Origin of the sequence: Marinoscillum luteum (assembly GCF_044005705.1) — a bacterium.
GTDB lineage: Bacteria > Bacteroidota > Bacteroidia > Cytophagales > Cyclobacteriaceae > Marinoscillum > Marinoscillum luteum.
Map to the genome: position 1 here is coordinate 375,051 of NZ_JBIPKE010000014.1, position 20,779 is coordinate 395,829.

The 20,779-nt window shown below is 48.2% G+C and carries 9 protein-coding genes; 5 read left to right on the plus strand and 4 right to left on the minus strand.

Translation table 11 applies throughout. The features are described 5' to 3' along the window. The first annotated feature begins 4 nt into the window (after nt 1–4). Nucleotides 5–1,123, plus strand: a complete 1,119-nt coding sequence (locus tag ACHKAR_RS07640) for an NAD(P)/FAD-dependent oxidoreductase (protein WP_395416877.1) — start codon at nt 5–7, stop codon at nt 1,121–1,123. On the opposite strand, the gene ACHKAR_RS07645 is transcribed toward ACHKAR_RS07640, so the two are convergent. Beyond that, nucleotides 1,116–1,970 (minus strand): UbiA family prenyltransferase, encoded by an 855-nt coding sequence (locus ACHKAR_RS07645; RefSeq protein WP_395416879.1) that lies wholly within the window; start codon nt 1,968–1,970, stop codon nt 1,116–1,118. The two genes, ACHKAR_RS07640 and ACHKAR_RS07645, sit on opposite strands and share 8 nt — an antisense overlap. Before the next feature lie 50 nt (nt 1,971–2,020). Between ACHKAR_RS07645 and ACHKAR_RS07650 the strand changes: the two genes are divergently transcribed. Both ACHKAR_RS07650 and ACHKAR_RS07655 read left to right on the plus strand, forming a co-directional pair. Next, nucleotides 2,021–3,121 (plus strand): type III polyketide synthase, encoded by a 1,101-nt coding sequence (locus ACHKAR_RS07650; protein ID WP_395416881.1) that lies wholly within the window; start codon nt 2,021–2,023, stop codon nt 3,119–3,121. Then, on the plus strand, nt 3,118–3,813 hold the full coding sequence (locus ACHKAR_RS07655) for a methyltransferase domain-containing protein (RefSeq protein ID WP_395416883.1): 696 nt from the start codon (nt 3,118–3,120) through the stop codon (nt 3,811–3,813). Before ACHKAR_RS07650 ends, ACHKAR_RS07655 begins: the two co-directional genes overlap by 4 nt. A 50-nt stretch (nt 3,814–3,863) precedes the next feature. Here the strand turns inward: ACHKAR_RS07655 and ACHKAR_RS07660 are convergent, their stop codons facing one another. Further along, a complete protein-coding gene (locus ACHKAR_RS07660; RefSeq protein ID WP_395416884.1) occupies nt 3,864–10,541 on the minus strand; it encodes a LamG-like jellyroll fold domain-containing protein in 6,678 nt (2,225 codons plus the stop codon). A gap of 225 nt (nt 10,542–10,766) precedes the next feature. Between ACHKAR_RS07660 and ACHKAR_RS07665 the strand changes: the two genes are divergently transcribed. Then, nucleotides 10,767–13,775, plus strand: a complete 3,009-nt coding sequence (locus ACHKAR_RS07665) for a SusC/RagA family TonB-linked outer membrane protein (protein ID WP_395416885.1) — start codon at nt 10,767–10,769, stop codon at nt 13,773–13,775. A gap of 32 nt (nt 13,776–13,807) precedes the next feature. Further along, nucleotides 13,808–15,292, plus strand: coding sequence for a RagB/SusD family nutrient uptake outer membrane protein (locus ACHKAR_RS07670; RefSeq protein WP_395416886.1), 1,485 nt, complete (start codon nt 13,808–13,810; stop codon nt 15,290–15,292). 83 nt (nt 15,293–15,375) lie between these two features. Here the strand turns inward: ACHKAR_RS07670 and ACHKAR_RS07675 are convergent, their stop codons facing one another. Next, nucleotides 15,376–15,801, minus strand: coding sequence for a hypothetical protein (locus ACHKAR_RS07675; RefSeq protein ID WP_395416887.1), 426 nt, complete (start codon nt 15,799–15,801; stop codon nt 15,376–15,378). A gap of 82 nt (nt 15,802–15,883) precedes the next feature. Next, nucleotides 15,884–20,779, minus strand: a 4,896-nt coding sequence (locus tag ACHKAR_RS07680; RefSeq protein WP_395416888.1) for an Ig-like domain-containing protein, incomplete at its 5' end; no start/stop codon positions are given.

The following is a 20,779-nucleotide window of genomic DNA, read 5'->3' on the forward strand; positions in this document are numbered from 1 at the left end:
ACGAATGCACGACATCATCATTATAGGTGGGGGCCTGTCCGGCCTGATCAATAGTATTTTGCTTTCAAGAGCGGGGTTGGATGTGCTCCTTCTGGAGAAAAATACCTTTCCTTTTCACCGGGTATGCGGGGAGTACGTTTCGAATGAAGTGATTCCCTTTCTGGAAGCCCACGATCTCTTTCCTGCTCATTTTCTGCCTCCTTCCATCCACCAATTACAAATCTCATCCACCAAAGGCCGATCCTTTACAGCTCCACTGGATTTGGGAGGCTTCGGAATCAGTCGCTTTGTCTTTGATCAGTGGCTGGCCCAAAAGTCACAGGAGTCCGGAACACAGATCTTACAAGGAACCCGCGTATTGGATGCCTCTTTCATGGGGGAACATTTTCTGGTAAAAACAGACCAGAATAAGCAATATGAATCCCGGCTTGTGATCTCGGCTCATGGTAAGCGCGCCAAACTTGATCAGACACTCAGTCGTCCCTTTATCAAAGAACACTCCCCTTATGTGGGGGTAAAATACCATGTGAAAACAGACTTTCCAGACAACCTGATCGCCCTGCATAATTTTGAGGGCGGCTACTGCGGCGTGAGTAAAATTGAAGACGATAAGTTTAATCTCTGCTATATGGTGCACCGCGATCAGGTGCGCAAACATGGAGGCATCCAAGGAGTGGAAAATGAAGTGCTCTTTAGAAACCCAAAGCTGAGACACCTTTTCCAAAATAGTGACTTTCTTTTCTCCACCCCGGAGGTGATCAATGAAATCACCTTTGTCAAAAAAGAACCGGTCTACGAACACCTCCTCATGTCTGGGGATGCCGCCGGAATGATCACACCCCTTTGCGGCAATGGCATGGCTATGGCCATACATGCGGCCAGCCTCCTTTCAGAGATCATCCTCACCAACAAAACCGGCGATCATTTTGACTTACCCGCCATAGAAGCCAGCTACCTCCACACCTGGAATCAGCAATTTGCCACCCGACTGTGGGCCGGCCGCAAGATTCAGGGTCTTTTTGGAAAAGGCCAGGCCTCCGAGCTGGCAGTATTCACAGGAAAGTATATGAAACCCATGGCCCGGGCACTCATCCGTCAAACCCACGGAGAGCCTTTTACTTAGCAATCAACCAGATGAAAAAAATATTCAGACAAGCCCCCGAAATAAAGTTTAACCACATCGTCCGCCGATAGTCTGCATTGTTTGGGTCCTTTCTCACCTGCATGTACCAGACCAGGAAAAATAGCAGGATAGGGGAGAGCGCCAGGATAAATAAAAATACCACCTGTGTATCATAGTACAGCTGAAAGAAAAATGCAAAGAGCAATACGGACACCGAAAAAAACAAGGCCGTAAAATGAAAAGTGCCCAAGACTCCTAAAATAAGACTAATGGTGCGATCCCCTCTGCGGGCATCCTCATCATGCTGATATACCTGCGTCATTGGGTAGGACCCGAAAAGCAGAAGCGTGCTGAGAATTCCGGCATACTGGACTTTCAACTCAGTAATGACCTCAGGCCCGCTGAAAGCCAGACACACCATAAGAAAAGTAAAATACCCCTGAAAAATACCTGCGGCCAGCCACCCGATGATGGGCATTTTCTTCAACCGAATGGATGGATGACTGTATGCCTTCGACACCAGCCCATACACCAGCAGCATCACGGCAAACTGCCATGAAATGGACCAGCCAAGCCCGATGGCAAGAACATCCATGGCCCAGGAGGCATAAAATAGCTCTCGGGTAACCTTCGGTGGATGCTTCAGCCCACCAATGCTCCCTTCATCCTTGTCGAAGTAACTATTGTAGCCATTGCTGGCCGGATACAGTAGAAAATGCAAAATGATGAAAACAAGCCAGAAATTTTCAGCGTTGTACCCAGAGACGATCGCCGTAGCAAAAAAGAAAACCGGCGACAAAAAAAACGAAAAGGGTATTCGGAGATGTAAGAAAGTGGACTTTTTCATCGGATAGTAAGAACCTCGCAAAAGTTAGTTATTATTACTCATACAGCCTTATGTCTTCATTCATCTCCTCCATAGGTACCGCAGTCCCCGCCAATCGCATCAGTCAGTCCGATATTGGGCTTTTCATGACAAAACACCTGGGGCTGAAACCGGAGAAAGAAAAATTACTCACATTACTTTACAGGGCCAGCGGGATTCAGTACCGTCATTCCGTGATCAAGGATTTCGGCAAAAACCCAACAGATTTTACTTTTTTCCCCAACGCTCATAACCTGGAACCCTTCCCAAAGGTAGGAGAGCGAATGAAAAAGTATGAGCAGGAAGCCATTAAGTTATCCATCAGTGCCGTTCAGGATTGCCTGGGCACGACTGAAGCCACAGGAATTACTCATCTGATCACGGTAAGCTGCACGGGTATGTATGCGCCAGGCCTCGACATTGACCTGATAGAACGACTGAAGCTCCCAACAACCACGCAGCGTACCTCCATCAACTTCATGGGCTGCTACGCTGCATTCAATGCCCTGAAAATCGCAGACCAGATCGTAAGGAACAACCCCGGGCACAAAGTATTGATTGTGGCAGTGGAGCTCTGTAGCATTCATGTTTTAAAAAATGATGCCGAAGACAGCCTCCTCTCCAACACACTTTTTGGTGATGGTGCTGCCGCTGTACTGGTGGAAGGTGAAGACACAAAGAAAACACAGTTGGCCATGGCGGCCTTCCATGCGGACCTGGCGCCCTCCGGGAAACCAGATATGGCCTGGCACATTGGGGATTTTGGTTTTGAAATGAAACTCTCCGTGCAAGTACCAGAGGTCATACGCTCGGGTATTGCCTCCCTTACACAGAAGCTTTTGAGTCAGTTATCATTAAACCTCTCAGACATTGATTACTTCGCCATACACCCGGGAGGGAAGCGAATTCTCGAAGTGATAGAAGAAGAGCTGGGAATTTCCAGAGACCAAAACGTCCATGCCTATGAGGTAATGAGAAACTACGGAAATATGTCTTCTCCTACGGTGCTCTTCGTGCTCCAAAGACTGATGAAGAATATTTCAAATCAGGATGAGCATAAAAACATTCTCAGTTTTGCCTTTGGTCCTGGCCTCACGCTGGAGAGTATGCTACTCAAAATAAAAACCACATGACCCTGAAGCACCGGTCTGAAGAAATGGAGATCATGGATGACCTGAGCATCTCCGGAGAGGTGATTGGCCAGACCCTGCGCGAACTGGACATCATCAACCGTAGGCTGGGGGGTAACCAAATCAGCTTAACGGCATTTGCCAAAATCCTGAAGAATCACCGAATCCAAACCGTCGCTGATCTGGGTTGTGGTGGTGCAGACATCCTCATGGCCATGGCACGGATAGCCAAACAGAAAAACCAGGACATCCAATTTACCGGTGTGGATGCCAACCAGCACATCGTGGAGTATGCCAAAGATCACACCACGGAATGGGAAAACATTTCCATTATCCAGGAAAATATTCTATCAGAGGCATTTAGGCGACAACATTTTGACATCATCCATTGCTGTCTTTTCCTGCATCATTTCACCGAATCACAGCTCATTTCCATTTTCAAGAGTTTGAAAGATCAGGCTCGGGTAGCGATCATCGTCAATGACCTGCACCGCCATTTTCTGGCCTTTCATTCTATCCGACTACTCACCCGCTTTTTCTCAAAATCCTACATGGTACGCAATGACGCAGCGATCTCCGTCGCCCGGGGATTCAAAAAGTCAGAGCTGGCAGCTATTCTGGAACAAGCGGGTATCACGAACTATCAACTCTCCTGGAGGTGGGCCTTCCGATGGCAGCTGGTTATTCATAAATAAACCCTGCACTGAAATCAGCGCAGGGTTTAACCATTCCACCTATTGACCAATTAGTGCCTGATGATTACTTTATAGGTAATCTGCTCTCCCGGCTTACCCGGATCTGTTACATGAATGAAGTACATTCCATTCTTCAGGGCATAAGTATCCAACTCGAGGCGTTCTCCCTGATCGGATATTTGCTTTTGGTAGATCACCGTCCCCGACAGGTCTATCATCTTCACCACAAACCCGCGATGCAGGGTAGTGTAATCTATATTCAGCTGATTGCCGGCAGGATTTGGATACACATTCATCTGATCCAATTGCTCAGAAGTAAACCCAAGAGTATTGATGCGCTCCACAAAAATTCCGTCCTCGGTGATCACCGCCTGAAGTTCGATAGAGTTATTCCCTCCGTCTTCACCTACTTCAAATTCCACAAATGAGTTTGGATCCATAGGGATACCAGGGTATTCAATGTTGAATCGGTAAGTACCTGGAGGCATAAAGTCGAACTTGAAGCGACCTTCATCATCAGACTCTACGTAAGCAATCAACTTCCACTCTCCGTCCTGTAGCTGTCTTCCACTTCTCACAAACCTTCTCATAGAACAGCCAGCACGTTTCACTTTTCTTCGTGCGTTCACTCTTCCGCCTTCATCTCCGTCCTCATCAAAATCAGATTCAACACCTCCAAAGATGGATCCATCACCATCTCCCGGGCCCAGTGCCGGAGGCAACACCGTCATCTGCATAGTGGCTTCCAGATCTCCCTGGAATTCCAATACATCGGCTTCTTCCCACAAGTAAGTGTTGGTATAGTAAGTAGGCAGGAACTTCGCCGGGTCGGCGCGAATACCTACTAGATAATTACCCAGGAGTAAATCTTCAAACAGCGCATGACCAGCAACAATAGCCAACCCATTGGGGTCTCCACCACCGCTTGCTCCCTTCGGGATACTATCGTATGGAAGGCCCGGGCCTCGGTTTCTCAGTGCATAAGCCTTTCCACTGGATAGCAACGCATCGTTTTCACCGATCACCGTGATATCCAGGGTGGCTGTGGCCCAAACCTGCACCGGCTCAGATACCAGACTTAGTCCTGGAAGCAGCGAGTTTTGCGCTTCCAGTTTGTACCTCCCCATATTGTTGAAGTCAATGGCCTCTATGGTATAGCTACTGGAGGTTCCTCCATCCGCATCACCGAAATCCACTGCGTAAGTATTGAATTTATCGACCGACCACTGGTAAGAAGTGTTGATTCCGCCCACATCGTGAGACATCATGTAGCTGGATCCCTTAGGAATGGCCACACTGTCCTTTTCTCCCAAAACAGCCTGTGGAGCGTAATCATCCGGTTCAGAAAACAACGTGCTGTTGGGTTCCAGTGCGCCAAATAGCAATGCATTATCAGCCACCAAAAAGCTGGTGAGGCCGGACATCCCGCTCATATTGGGCAGCCCTATGATCTGGTTCTTACTCAAGTCGAGTGTTTTCAGGGCATCCAGGCCGGTTACCACCTCCGGAAGTACTCCGGTCACAGATTTTCCCGATAGATTGAGTCCGGTAATTCGTTCCTCTTCTATGGTAATTTCTTCCCTTTGCGCCAGTGGCAAGTTGATCCAGTCATCCGCAATGTCTGTCCAATCCGCGCCGTCCATGGCATCATAAATGGAGGAAATGATCACTGAATCAGATTCCAAAGGTGTCAGCTGTGCCTTTACATTTGGCTTTCCTAATCCGGCATTCAGGTTACCCGAGGCATCTTCTGCGGTGAGGTAAAAGTCATAGAGTGAATTTCTCACGAATGTGCCGGTGCCCGCAAGCGTAGCAGATTCAGCAGGAGTGACATACTCCAGCTGGGCAACAGCCACCTGACCCTGAAATGAGTTCACCCCGGTTGCGGCCTCTTTGATCTGAGTAGCATTCGGAATACTACTTTGATCCGATAAAATGAGTAAATAAACAGTAGACTCTTCATCCAGTGTCACCTCTATGGTATAGTCATCTCCAACCACACTTCCTCCAGAGGAGTTGGTAAAGCTGGGTGCTACAATATCCGGTGCTGGTGTGATCGTGAAGACTGCATTGGTGGTATCGCCAATATTTCGGGAAGTATTGACCACTGCAATCAACGCAGACTCTGTAGGCGTATCAGTTACCGTCCACTGGAACGTGTTGTCGGGGTAGGTCCCAAAAGTTCCATCATTGAGGATGGCAAACGTTTCTCCACCATCCGTACTCAAACGAATTTCAATGAGGTCCGCATCTTCCTTATTCATCACTTCCCACGAAATGGTTTGGCTGGAAGCTCCCTCCCAGGTTTCACCGCCATTGGGTGAGGTCACAGTGATGCTGCGATCCACCGTGCCGATGGTGAAAGGCTCATCACTGGCATCTGTCACTTCCTGAGTGATATTGGCTACCTCTACAATGGCCATTTCGGAAGCGCCTTCTGGTACCTCCACAGTGAGCTGGTTGTTCTGAAAGCTACTGCTAGTTCCCTCGCCCAGCACAGAAAATGTCTCACCCCCATCAGTGCTCAATCGGATTTCCAACAGGTCGGTATCAGCAAATTCTACAGCCTCCCAACTGACCACCTGCATGGTACCGATTTCCCAAAATTCTCCTCCATTGGGTGACAACACGGTGACCCCAAGCTGGCTGGCCACGATGGAGAAATCAGCATCACTGGCATCAGAAACATTTTCCGAAGTATTGGCCACTTCTATTCTTGCTGTGCTGGTCATTGTACCCGGTACTGTCCACAGATAGCTATTGCCAAAGCCCTCAAAGGTTCCCTCGGCGATCATCTCATAACTCTCTCCTCCATTGCCTGAAAATCGGATTTCGATTATGTCTGCGCCCGAAATATTGGCGGTGGTCCAGGTGATTTCATACTCCTGACCCACGGTTAGCTCCTCTCCACCGTTTGGCGTAGACAAAGTAATGACCGGGTCATTGCTGATGGTGGCTCCGGATGTTACCCATTGGGCCGTGGTGTTGGCCCCGCCTGCACCCGACCATGATCCCTGATTGTTTCCAGAAGTATAATCCGCCAGTGACGAACCCGCTGAGTGATCAAAGCGATAATAGGCTACGAGTCCTGATTCTTCGCCGGTGAGTGTACTCACAGAAGCAGAAGCGAGCTCCCCTTGTGTACGGGCCACATTCCAAAACCTCAATTCGTCCAACGCTCCATTGAGGTAAAAGGGACTTCCCGATGCCTGCCTGCCCAGCTCCACATTGGATGCGGAAGCCAGACTTCTGGATGACATCCCGCTCACATTGGCAGAAGCAACACCATCAACGTAAAGGGTGAGAACATCACCTGACCGAACCATTGCTACATGGTGCCAGGTGTCGTTTTCCAACACTGCAGGGGTGGATAAATCGGCGGTGCTATTTGAGAGCGAAGCTTTGAGCTGGCCTGCACCCATGTAGAAAACGAAAAACGAAGCACCTCCGGAATAATCACTGGCAATCACCTGCGTGGAAGTCACATTGTTCGATTTTACCCAGCCTTCGATGGTAAAGTCTCCGGTGCCAAAATCAAAGTTTGTGGGATTGGCCAATTCCACGTAATCATCAGTGCCATCGAAAGACAAGGCTTTACCCGGAGGGAGTATATTCCCGGCAAACCGAGACTCTGAAGTTTCTGTAAATGTGCCACTAGCAACCTCTACCCGCCACCAATAAGCCGAATTCACAGAAACTCCTGCTGTATATGTTTCCGTATCAGCGCCTAAAAAACCACTGTAATTGATCCAGGATTGGTTGTCCGAGGAGTACTGAACTCTGTAGCTGGTTTCGTTATCTGCATTATCTGTCCAGGAGAGGACAACTGCCCCATTGCTATTCTCTGTAGCAGTGAAGTTAGTTGGTGCTGCCGGTGGCCTGGTGATTGTAAATACGGCATCACTTTCATCACTTGTCTCCTTGGTTACATTTGAAACTCTGATGAGACCCTGTGTCGTGACAAGGTCCGGCACGGTCCATGCGAATTCATTGCCTGAAAGCTCGGCATAAGTGCCACTGAACACCGGTGACGCTTCGTAAGTAGTCCCTCCATCGAGTGATAGCTCGATGAGGACTTCATCGCTGTCCTCCCAGACCGTGCCTACTGACCAGCCTATGTTTGCCGTCTTTCCGACTCCCAAAACTTCCCCTCCATTGGGATAAAACACAGCGAGTGCCGGACAGGTGGTACATATGGTAAAAGATTGTGTGGTGTCTGAAACAGCCCTGGTCGCGTTCACTACTCTCACCTTGATATTAGTGCCCTCTATGGCTGGTACGGACCAATTGTAAGTGCTTTTGTTTCCATCATTGGTCAGGTTATAGATGTAGCCATTATAAAAGTTGACAAATGAGCCCCCTGCGTTGGAATAAAAAAGTTGGAAATAGTCACCAGTACCGATATCTCCATTCGTCCACGTGATTTTCTTAGTGCTCCCCTGCAAAACATATTCCCCTGCAACAGGGGAGGTGATCTCCACACTAGGTTCGTAGTACACCCTGAAGGCTTCACTGGTATCCGAAACCGCACGAGTAGCATTCACCACACGTACCCGCACCTGGCTGGCTGAGTCTGCTCCAAAATCAGGAATCGTCCACGTGAAGGTAGACTCAGCGCCATCATTGGTCAGGTTATAAATATATCCGTTAAAAAAATTGACAAACGCTGCCCCATCATTGGAGTAGAAAAGCTGGTAATAATCTCCCGTCCCGATATCTCCATTCGTCCACGTGATGTCCATGGTCTCCTTGAATTTTCTTTCATCGGTATCCGTAGGGCTGCTGATCGTCACACTCGGTTCGTAGTATACCCTGAACGCCTCACTGGTATCTGAAACCGCACGAGTAGCATTCACCACACGTACCCGCACCTGGCTGGCTGAGTCTGCTCCAAAATCAGGAATCGTCCACGTGAAGGTAGACTCAGCACCATCATTGGTCAGGTTATAAATATATCCGTTAAAAAAATTGACAAACGATGCGCCATCATTGGAGTAGTAGAGCTGGAAATAATCTCCCGTCCCGATATCCCCATTCGTCCACGTGATATCCATCGTCTCCTTGAATTTTCTTTCATCGGTATCTGTAGGGCTGCTGATCGTCACACTCGGTTCGTAGTATACCCTGAACGCTTCACTGGTATCTGAAACCGCACGCGTAGCATTCACCACACGTACACGCACCTGGCTGGCTGAGTCCGCTCCAAAATCAGGAATCGTCCATGTGTAGGTAGACTCAGCGCCATCATTGGTCAGGTTATAAATATATCCACTGTAAAAATTGACAAACGCTGCTCCATCATTGGAGTAGAAGAGCTGGTAATAATCTCCCGTCCCGATATCTCCATTCGTCCACGTGATGTCCATGGTCTCCTTGAATTTCCTTTCATCGGTATCCGTAGGGCTGCTGATGGCCAAACTTGATTCAAAATAGATTCTGAATTCAGGACTTACCTCATCCCAGGACTGAGTAGCATTCACCACCCTTACCTCTGCCTGGAAATCCAAATCTGTCCCAAAATCAGGCACCGTCCATGCATATGACATTTCATTACCTGTGCCAGTTGCCAGCTGTGTTCCGGTTCGGCTCGCAAGAGTGCTCCAGGAAGCTGCTCCCACCTTTCGGTAATAAATGGTGTAGTTATCTGTACCTACTAGTGAAGAGTTATCCCATTGAATGGTCATTACTTCTCCGAATTTCAACTCCTCAGACCCCCCTGGGGTGATAAAGGCAATATCAGGCACTGGCCCAGCCCCGGCACCAGCTACGAAATCATCAATGAGCCCATTGCTGTCACCAATCCCATTGAATTGGATTTTCACTGGTCCGGAATAAGGTGACCCAAACTCATGAACAAAACGCTTGTAGGGTTGGTCAAAAGTAGTCACCTCAGATGCCAGTGTGATGTCGAAAGTGGTGCCTCCATCCGAAGAGCCCAACACATCAAAGACAAAACCATCCGCATTGTTAGTGTTCACCCGGTACCAGAATTGTACAAACTCAACATCCGTCAGACTTGGTGACTGGAGGTAATTACCTCCACCTGAAAACATGAACGCCGCATCCGTCGAACCATTTCGGGTACTTGATCCCGCTTCATCTGACTGAACACCCTGACGTTTCCAGGTACCAGAAACCAACGACAGATCACTGGTACCAGTAGAGGGTGGAAGGCCCGAGTCAAAATTCTCTGAAAAGGAGGTGGTAAAATTGGCTGAAAAGTCATCGATCAGCCCGTGAGAATCCCCCTCAATCTGTGTGGCTATTTTGATTGGCCCTGTATAAATGCTTTCGAAAGTATGAGTAAACTCAACATAAGAAGTACTTAGTGAGGTCTGATTATCCGCTATCACAATGTCATAAGTGGTGCCACCGTCCGAAGAAGCCAACACATCGAAAACAAAACCATCTGCCCCGGGCGAGTCCACACGATACCAGAAGGAAAAATCTGAAGCATTGAAAAGTTTAGGGGTAATCAGAAAATTTCCCGACCCGGATAAAATATAGGCTGCATCTGCTGAGGCATCTCGGGTTTTTGTTCCTGTCTCATCACTCTGGACTCCCGTTCTTCCCCAGTCTCCTGATTTCAGAGGCAGATCAGTACTTCCCGTGGATGGAGGAAGGCCTGAGTCAAAGTCTTCGGTAAAATCCTGAGCCTGTACAACCATCGTACTTAAGGCAAGAATTCCGCTGATTAAAAGGTGCTGTAGTTTGTGTAATGCTTTCATCGGTGAATTGATTTTTTCCAACTTTAAAGCTAGAGCGCCCGACAAGCGGATTTTATACCGTGGCTAGGGTATATTGAATCAGTATCACTAAGGATTTTTCACCGAAGTGACCATTTTCCCGTATTTTGCTGACTCCTTTTTATAGATTAGTATGAAAAGGGTGGGTATTACTATTTTCGAATACTCATTCTGCCTATTTTTATGAAGCCGACAAACTTTTAATATATGAGATCCTATTTCACCTGCCTAATCCTCTTACTCCTGGCACACCTCAGCTGGGCACAGGAAATGACCCTGAAGGGAAAAATCACCGACAGCAAAACCAGCGAACCTCTGAGTGGGGTGAGCATCAAACTCCCCGGATCCGGCAATAGCACCGTCACCAATGCAAGTGGGGAGTTTCAGATCAGCATCTCAGATGGATATGAAAATGTGGTGGTAAGCCTGGAAGGTTATCAATCACAAAAAATATTTTTAGGAGGTACCACCAACCTGAATGTAAGCCTTAAGAAAGGAAAAGCGGAAGAAGCCACTTCTGTGGGTTTTGGATCTCAGTCTAAGACAGAAATGACCAGTAGCGTTTCCTCCATCGAAACCAACGACGTAAGTCCCTCACCACTGATTAACCTCGAACAAGCCAACCAGGGTAAAACCACCGGGATGTTTGTACAAAACAGCAGTGGGAAACTTGGTGAAGGCACCACGGTGCGCATCCGTGGGGGTTCGTCTCTGTCAGCTTCCAATCAGCCCCTTTATGTCATAGACGGGGTACCGCTGACCTCAGGCAACCAATCCAACATCAACCCGGCTAATATCGCCAAAATAGAAATCCTTAAAGACGCCTCTGCAGGAGCCATGTACGGAGCCCGAGCTGCCAACGGGGTGATTTTGATCACCACCAAATCAGGTGGCTCCGGAAAAATGAAAATTGATGCCGACTATCAGTTTGGTATCAGCCAGACACCCAAAAAATTAGACCTGTATACTCCTGAAGAGTATAACCAGCAGGTCATTGAGTACACACTGCGTTCGCTTTCGCTGGATCAGTTTGTGACCAAAGAAAGACTGGAGCAGTGGGAAGCTTCCGGTGATCGTACCATCAATCTGCCCAACGGGTCAGCAGTCACACTCCCAAGCTTTTACGATTCGCTCAATTATAATACCGATTGGCAGGATGAGGTTTTCCGAAAGGCCTACTCCCATCGCGCCAACCTGAGCCTGCAAGGTGGAACTGAAAAACTAGGCTACTTTGCCTCTATGTCTTATACCACTCAGGAGGGTATTCTCATTGGCAACAAATATGACCGACTGAATGGCTCTCTGTCGCTGGACAGTAAAATCTCTTCAAAGCTTTCGGCCAACCTGAACCTGAACTATTTCTACTCCAAAGATTTCCGACTGAAAGAAGACCAGGACCTTGGTGCTCCTTTGCAAGCCATTGTACTTCCACCCTCTGACGGATACAATGCTGACAACAATTATCAGCTGATAGTAAGGAGCCTGGAGTACAACCCCCTCACTGAAGTCAACTTTTCTGACAACCTCGGTTTTAATAACAGCCTGGTTGGTAACCTTGGACTAAAGTACGATTTCACAGATGAGCTCACCTTCGATATCAACGGGGGAATGGATTTTAACGATGCTCGTCAGGAGATCAGGCAAGGCCCTGAAACCAGAGATGGTGCCCTCACGGGCCGCTCACAGTTAGGGGAGCAAAACCTTAAAAACTACATTTTCAATGGCTGGTTTACCTATACTCCCGAACTCAGCGATAACCACAAGGTCTCTGTGATGCTGGGAGCGTCTTATCAGGAATCCAACACCACTTCCAGTTACAGAGTGGCCAACATCAACAGCGTGAGCCAGCTGGAAGGCCTGGACGAAAACAACCCATCTCTTACCATCGTGGACATCCCTGGTCAGGCCAGTAGATTTGCTTCCACCTTTGGCCGATTCAACTATACCCTCATGGATAAGTACATAGTCCAGGTAAGTGGACGAATGGATGGCTCTTCTAAGTTCGGGCCAGACAATCGGTACGGATTCTTCCCGGCAGTGTCCACAGGATGGAACATCAGCAATGAGTCGTTTATGGAGAGCGTCTCACCGGTGAGCTTCCTGAAACTGAAAGCTTCGTACGGACTGGTGGGAAATACCCCGCAAGATGATTTTCTGTATCGAAGCAATTACTACAACATCCGATATGGAAACAGAGACGGTATCAGACTCTCCAACCTGGCTAACCCCAACCTGAAGTGGGAAACCACCGCTCAGATGGATATCGGGCTGGACTTTGCCTTTCTCAGCGACCGCATTTCGGGCTCTGTGGATTATTATAAGAAAACCACCACCGACCTGCTCTTCCCTGTGCCGGTATCGCAAACGAGCGGTTTCGCTTCTGTGCTTAAAAATGTGGGTTCCATGGAAAACAAAGGTTTTGAGTTTAACCTGAGTACGGTGAACGTAGAAACAGGAGACTTTAGCTGGACCACTGATTTTAACATCTCCTTTAACCAAAACAAGGTGACCGACCTACAGGGTTCTAACCTAATCGTGGGGGTCAATGCCTTTCTGGAAGGAGAGTCGGCAGGGGTGTTTTATATGAGAAAATATGTGGGCGTGGATAACGTGACCGGAGAAGCCCTGTATGACAATGGGCTGGGAGGTACCACCTCTGACTGGGAAAGCGCCCCACGGCAGATCGTTGGTAACCCCAATCCCGACTATTATGGTGGATTTACCAATTCCTTCCGTTTCAAAAATTTTGAACTCTCAGCGCTCTTCCAGTTTGTAGGCGGTGCTGATTTGTATTACGAAACTGGCGAGTTTCTGGCCAATAGCGGAATCCTGAACCTGGGTCAACTGGCCACACAGGCTGACAGATGGTATGCACCCGGGGATGATGCCGAATATCCGGTACTCGATCCCTTCCAGGAAAATACTTTCCCTTCTACACGATGGCTGCAGGATGGCAGCTATGTGAGAATGAAAACCCTTACGCTTACCTACAACCTCCCCAGTGACATGGTCGCCGGATGGGGCATGCAATACATGAGTATCTACGTAGGTGGCACCAACCTGCTCACCTTTACAGACTATACCGGTTATGATCCGGATGTCAGTTATTTTGATCCACTAGATGGCGTAGTAGGACAAAACATCAGCCGTGGCATTGACAACTTCACTGCTCCGCAACCAAAAATATTTATGGGTGGAATTAAAATCGGGCTGTAATCATGAAGAATTTGATCTTAAAAAACACCGCAATGAAAGCTTTCAGAATTTTCATTCTCCTCTTTTCGCTCTCTTTATTCTCCTGTGAAGGACTCCTGGACATAGATGCCGAAAACACCATCAGTGGGGAGGTACTCACAGACCAGGCCGCCATCGAGGAGGCCCTTAATGGTGCCTACTATAACCTTATGGGTATCTACGATGGTACTGGTGGTGGCGAACTCCTCGGAGGTGATTTCAAACTTTTCCCGGAATTGCTTAGCCGAAGAAACTCTAATGAAATCTCCTGGGATGATGTGAATGCACCACCCTATTCGGATTTCATAGATAAGGACATTCTGAAAACCAATCTGCGTGTAGAATCTAACTGGCGCCGGGCCTATGAGGTGATCAACACCGTCAATAGCATCCTGGCTAATATTGAGAATGTGGAAAATGCCACAGCAAAAGCACGCATCCAAGGAGAATGTCAGGCCATCCGTGGAATTCTTTACTTTGAAATGGTGCGACTATGGGGGCCTCAATACGAGGAGGGCGGAAGCTCCCTCTCTGTAGCCACCCTTCCACTGCTCACCGAACCTATTACTGAAATAGGCGAGATTCAAACGCCGGAACTGGCCACCGTACAGCAGATTTATACACAAGTAGAGACCGATTTGACCACAGCGTCCTCATTGTTGGAGTCTTCCGGAAAAAACGGAACGGCTATTTCATACTACGCCTGTCAGGCCTATCTCATGCGAGTGGCCCTGCAGAAAAGCGACTTTGAATCTGCGGAAACTTATGCGGACAACATCATAGAGTCTGGTGCTTTTTCGCTGGTAAGTAATCCACTCCTAGCTTTCAATAATAACACCAACAGCACCGAGGACATCCTGGCCGTGCAACAAACAACAGCCAATACCACCGGTGATAAATCTACCGGAACAGGACTGGCCAATCATTTCTCTTCTCTGACAGAAAGTGGATTGGGGACAATGAGGATTCTTGAATTCTCCCTCAACTCAAGCTTTATTTCAGGTAGTCCGCTTTTCAGCGATGATGACATTCGTGGTATGGTGGACTATGATGTAGACGAGCAAACCCGAGCCACAGAAATCAACACCGCCTTCTATACCAACATCCTCAATACCAGCACCATTTCATCGTCGAAGTTTATGACTGCCGATAAAGTGATACCGGTCATCCGATTGGCAGAAGTACATCTTGCCCGGGCAGAAGCCATCTTCGAGCAAACCCTGGAAATTGAGGCTACGGCCCTTAGTGACCTGAATGCCATCCGTACTCGCGCAGGATTACCCGCACTTCAGGAATCGGACTTTGGAGGAGACGCCTTTGCCTTTTATGACAGTCTGGTACTGGAGAAAAACAGAGAGTTTATGTATGAAGGCATATTGTTTCATGACCTGAAAAGAAGAGCTACTTACCTGGATGACCTTGATATGGCCAATAGTGATCCATTGGATGATAAGTTTATCCTTCCCATCCCACAGGCTGAAACGGATACCTGGAAATAAGAATCTTACCCGTTAAACGAAGAGCCGATTCCCAAAAGAATCGGCTCTTTTTTTTTGAAACACCTCTCTTTAAAGCGGAGGACTCACCCCCACCAAAAAAACCTAAATAAATAGAGTATTGGGCCGAGTAAAAAACTTATTCCTGCGGCGTTAAGAAAGTCAATATGGAGCGGTCTGTTCTTATAGAATATTAGGGCAAACATGAGTGCTGAAAGGATAAAAAAGCCGTAAAGCGTGATCAAGTCCACTTCGTTCATCAGGCTGTTGCCAAAAATGCTTCGGATCCTCACAGCTCTCTCTAATTCTAAATTATCCAGCTGCCCTATCACACTCAGATAATCAAGCCTTTTCACAGACTGCCGGTAGAGCACCTCAACGCTAAAGAAAGCAAAGGCAAAAACCACATAAATCCGGGGAATTGTCCGTTTCACGGCCATAAAAAATGACCTGATAATCAGACTTTCAATGATCAAAATAGCTAACGTTCCGAACAATAAGTTGGTCCACATAGTCCCGGATTTCTATCAAACAGACAAAAACGGAAAAGGCCACCCTCCCGGGTGGCCTTCTCATCTTCTATAATTTTATGACTTAATGCCTGATCACCACCCTGTAGGTAACTACAGAGCGCTTGCGATCCAACGTATCTACAAAGTTGAGCAGGTAAACGCCCGCTGGTATTTCGCGAACATCCAGATCCCGTGCCATGTCGTAGCCACGCTCTACCGCCTGCTCTAGCACCACATTTCCTTTCAGGTCTACCAGACGCATCACCACACCCTTAGCGAGCATTTTAGCATAGCTCACATGCATCACCTCATCGGACGGGTTAGGGTACACATTCAGGTCCTTGAAGTATTTTCTGTAGAATCCGAGCTCGTTGATTTTCTCCACCACAATGCCTTCTTCAGTAACTGTGGCCTCCAAAGTAAAGCTGTTGCGCTCTTTGCCATCGGCACCAATCTCAAACTCCACGAACGATTCAGGATCCATTGGGATACCCGGATATTCAATATTGAAGCGGTAAAGTCCGGGCTCTATATCCTTAAAGTTGAATCGTCCTTCATCATCAGATTCTACATAAGCGTAGAGAATAAAGTCACCCTCCTGATCAATACGTCCACTTCTGACAAACCTACGCATACTACATCCTGCGCGCTTGACTTTTCGTCGAGACTCAATTCGTGCCCCTTCATCCTCTTCTTCTTCATCTGCAAAATCCGACTCGATGCTTCCGCCAACTACACCTCCATCTGGCAGCGGTGGTAGTGGTGGTGGTATCTGAGCCATTCGCAAGGTCTCCATACCATCCTCTCTCAGAATATATTGCTCTGCTTCCTTCCAAAGGTCAGTGCTTGGATAATAGGTAGGCAGGAATTCGACAAGATCATCTGCCCGAACGGCTATCAGATAGTCGCCCAGAATCAGGTCCTCAAAAACAAACCCTGCTGCCGAGCCCCTTACTGCCTGAATGGTATCATATGGCTTACCCGGTGCGGTCACCCGTAGCGCATATCCTTCACCCTCCGTAAAGAGCTCATTACTCAGATCAAGTGCAGTAAATGTGAGATCGGCCGTTGCCAGCACTCGCTGCTTGCGACTGGTTAGCGTAAGTCCCGGTACCTTAGAGTTAGTCACCGACAGGGTAAACACACCCATGGTTTCATAGCTGATTCCTTCTATGGTATAGCTGTTAGACGTGGCTCCCGAAACAGGCCCCGTACCCACGTCATTTGCTCGACTCCACTGGTAGGCATTGGCACTACCGCCCACTTCCAGAAGGATTGTGAAATCACTACCATGTACAATGGTGTCATTTTTGGCCGCTCCAACCAATCGCTGATTAGCGTAGTTGATACCTGCTATCTGTACGTTTGGCTCCAGGTCATCAAACTCGAGATTGTTTCCGGATACATTCAGACTACTCAGGCTGAGGCTGGTCATATTTGGAATTTTAGAAATCCGGTTACCGGAAAGGTCTACCTCCTTCAGTCCGGCGATATCGAGGATGTCATTGGGTAACTCCCCGGTCATGTCTATTGAATCCAGCTCCAGACCCACCACGCGTTCGCTCTGGATCTCCACACCATGCCAACTCGCAAAATCCGTTTCATTAGGCCAGTTACTCTGTTCTCCCGTCCAGGATTCGCCACCCATGGCATCATAAATGTTTTGCAGCGCCGCAAAATCCCTTTCCAATGAACTAACCTTCAATACTACCGGCTCTGACTTAATCGTTAAGCCAGGGACCAGATCATTTGTCACCTCAACAAAATACCCACCTTCATCATTGAAACTCTCAATTGCAATGGTTAATGAAGAACCGGTATTGGTCAACTCTGTGATGGCATTGGTTTTAAGGTTTTCCTTGAACCACTTATAGCTATTTGATGAGCCTGTCACCGTTCGGTCAATGGTAAAGTTTGTGCCTTGTTGCTCCAGGGTTTCTATTCGTTCGCCTGCTGGTTTTTGGGGAGAATAAACAATTCCCGAAATCCCGGCATTAGGTTCCAAAGAAGCAAAGCCCAGTTTGTTATCACTCACATCCAGACTGGTAAGGCCTGATAAAGAAGTCAGTGCTGGCAAAGAAGTCAACAAGTTGCCACTCAGATCCAACGTAGCAAGAAGCTCCAGACCTTCAGAAATCTCAGGAAAGGCTCCCGCCAGATTGTTCGACGAAAGGTCAACTAAGGTAACTCGGGTGCCTGTCATGGTTATATCGCTCCACTCCCGCAGAGGCTGAGACGTTTTCCAATTGTTCGTCTTGGTCCAACTGGCTCCGCCTGTTGCCTCATAGATGCTTAACAATGCCAGTGAATCTGCCAAAGTTCCGGCATCCGTCGGGGTAGTGACAGTGATCACATTGGAGTTGCCCGAAATGTCTCCTGAGGCATACACCGCACGAACCCTGTAGTGGTACACACTGCCGTAGTTCAATCCAGTCACCACCACAGAAGTGGCCGTAGTGCTGAGGTTATCAAATCCCGACAAGAGGTTCACAAAGGAAGCATCCGAAGAAATATCCAGACGATAGCTAGATACACCCGTTCGCGCCTTCCAATTCGCCGTAAAGCTGAAGTAATCAACTTCTGTAGCTGCCAAAGCCGTAGGGGCACCCGCCTTGATGATCAACTCATCGGAGCTAGCGTCCTCAGCTGAATTGCCGGCTGCATCGCTTGCTGTTGCCAACACGTCATAGGTGCCAACTGCCAATGATGCTATCGTACCCTCTTCCACCGTCCATACCGTACCCGATACTATGGCCTCATAGGTGTTTCCATCCACTGTAACTTCCACTATGGCCTCTGGATCATCTACCGTACCACTCAAGGCCGGGCTGTCTTTCAATGTCTCCAAAGCATCTACAGTTACTGCTGGTGCAGAAATATCTATTTCCAATGTCCCTGTCGCAGTACCCTCGTTGGTGCCGGGATCTGTTGCGGTCACGGTAACTTCATAAGTCCCCTCAGACAAGGACGCTATCGTCCCTGCAGCCAACACCCATGAACCATCTCCCTGATTCGCCGCATCATAGTTCGTACCATTAACAGTCACCTGAACGGCAGCATCCGCATCATCCACAGTACCTGACAGTTCGGGACTGGCGACATTAGTGATTAAACTCTCAATACTCACCAAAGGAGCAGTCCCATCAATGACAAGCGTGCCCGTGATAGACCCAAACTGTCCACCGGATAATCCAGTGGCCGTAATGGTAACCTCATAGGTACCATCCGATAGATCCGCAATCAGACCTCCGGCTAATTGCCATGTTCCGTCATTGTTGTTAATCGCGGTATAGCTACTTCCATCCACGCTCACTTCTATGGTAGCTTCCGGGTCATCCACTGTTCCTGTGAGCTCAGGTGAAGGATCATTGGAAACAAGTCCATCAAACCCAATGGCTATTGTTTCATCTAAATCATTTACCGCTATAAATACAGTAACCCCTTGAGCATTTGCTCCATCTTCCACAATCACCTGAAGGCTGAAAGAAATAGTGCCGCTTTCATAATCCAGATCATCGGGATCATTTACAGTGAGCTCGCCAGTGGTAGCGTCGATGACAAAAGGAGCTGAGCCATCTCCATTCACGTCAACGTTTCCAGTACCCAGGCTCCAAGCGAAAGCAGAACCTGTGTCCGCATCCGTGGCCACAAGGCCTGCAACTAATGTAGCCACCACACTATTCTCATCCACACTCACACTTCCCGGATCAACGATCTCAGGCGTGTTGTCATTAGCGTCGGTGATTGTTACCATCAAGCTGAGATCAGAGAAGTTACCCTGCCCATCCGTTGCCGTAATTGTCAGTAGATAAATATTGTTGGCATCTGCATCCCCCGGCACTTCAAAATCTGCCTCCGTGTTTAGGCTTAGCTCACCTGTGGTGCTCACGGTAAACAACCCGGCATCTTCTCCGGACAATGTCCAGGAAACCTCCTCATCAGCAGTGTATTGACCTACCAGTAACGTGTTTTCAGCAATTTCAGGGAGCTCATCTCCGGCAATCACAGGAGGAACTACATCAGACTGCAGCACTTTAATACTTACCGCCAAGCTACCAATATTCCCTGCAGCATCAGTGCCTTGTAGGGTCACGTCATAAATGTTATCACCCCCGACATCCAGTGGGCTATCATAATCGGGAGCGCTTACAAAGCTCAATCCCCCTCCTGTACTCACAGTAAAAAATGAAGCATCCACTCCGGCTAAACTCCAGGTCACTGACTCATCTGCTGTGTAGGTTCCCACCAGTGTTTCTCCTTCAATCAATTCAGGCAAAATCTCTCCACTGATAATCGGATCGATTTCATCCAGATCAGTTACTGTTACCGAAACAGCCAGTGTGCCTACATTCCCAGATCCATCGGTACCTGTCACTATCAAGTCATAAATATTGTTCGCTCCATCGTCTGACGGGCCTTCAAAATCAGGGGCGCTTACGAATGTCAACACGCCCGAGGTAATGCTGAACGCAGAAGCGTCAGTGCCACTCAAACTCCAGGTCACTGATTCGTCCGCAATATAAGTTCCAACAGAAGTCGTGTTCTCCTGAATCGATGGGCTAGTATTTCCACTGATCACTGGATTGATTTCATCAGCGTCTGTCACCGTTACCGAAACGGCCAACGTGCCCACATTCCCCGCACCATCGGTACCTGTCACTATCACGTCATAAACATTGTTCGATCCACCGTCTGACGGGCTTTCAAAATCAGGGGCGCTCAAGAATGTCAACACGCCTGAGCTAATGCTGAACGCAGAGGCGTCAGTGCCACTCAAACTCCAGGTCACACTTTCATCCGCAGTATAGGTTCCAACAGATGTCGTGTTCTCCTGTACTGATGGTGTCCCATTGCCACTGATCACTGGATTGATCTCATCCGCGTCTGTCACCGTTACCGAAACTGCCAACGTGCCCACATTCCCAGATCCATCGGTACCTGTCACTATCACGTCATAAACATTGTTCGATCCACCGTC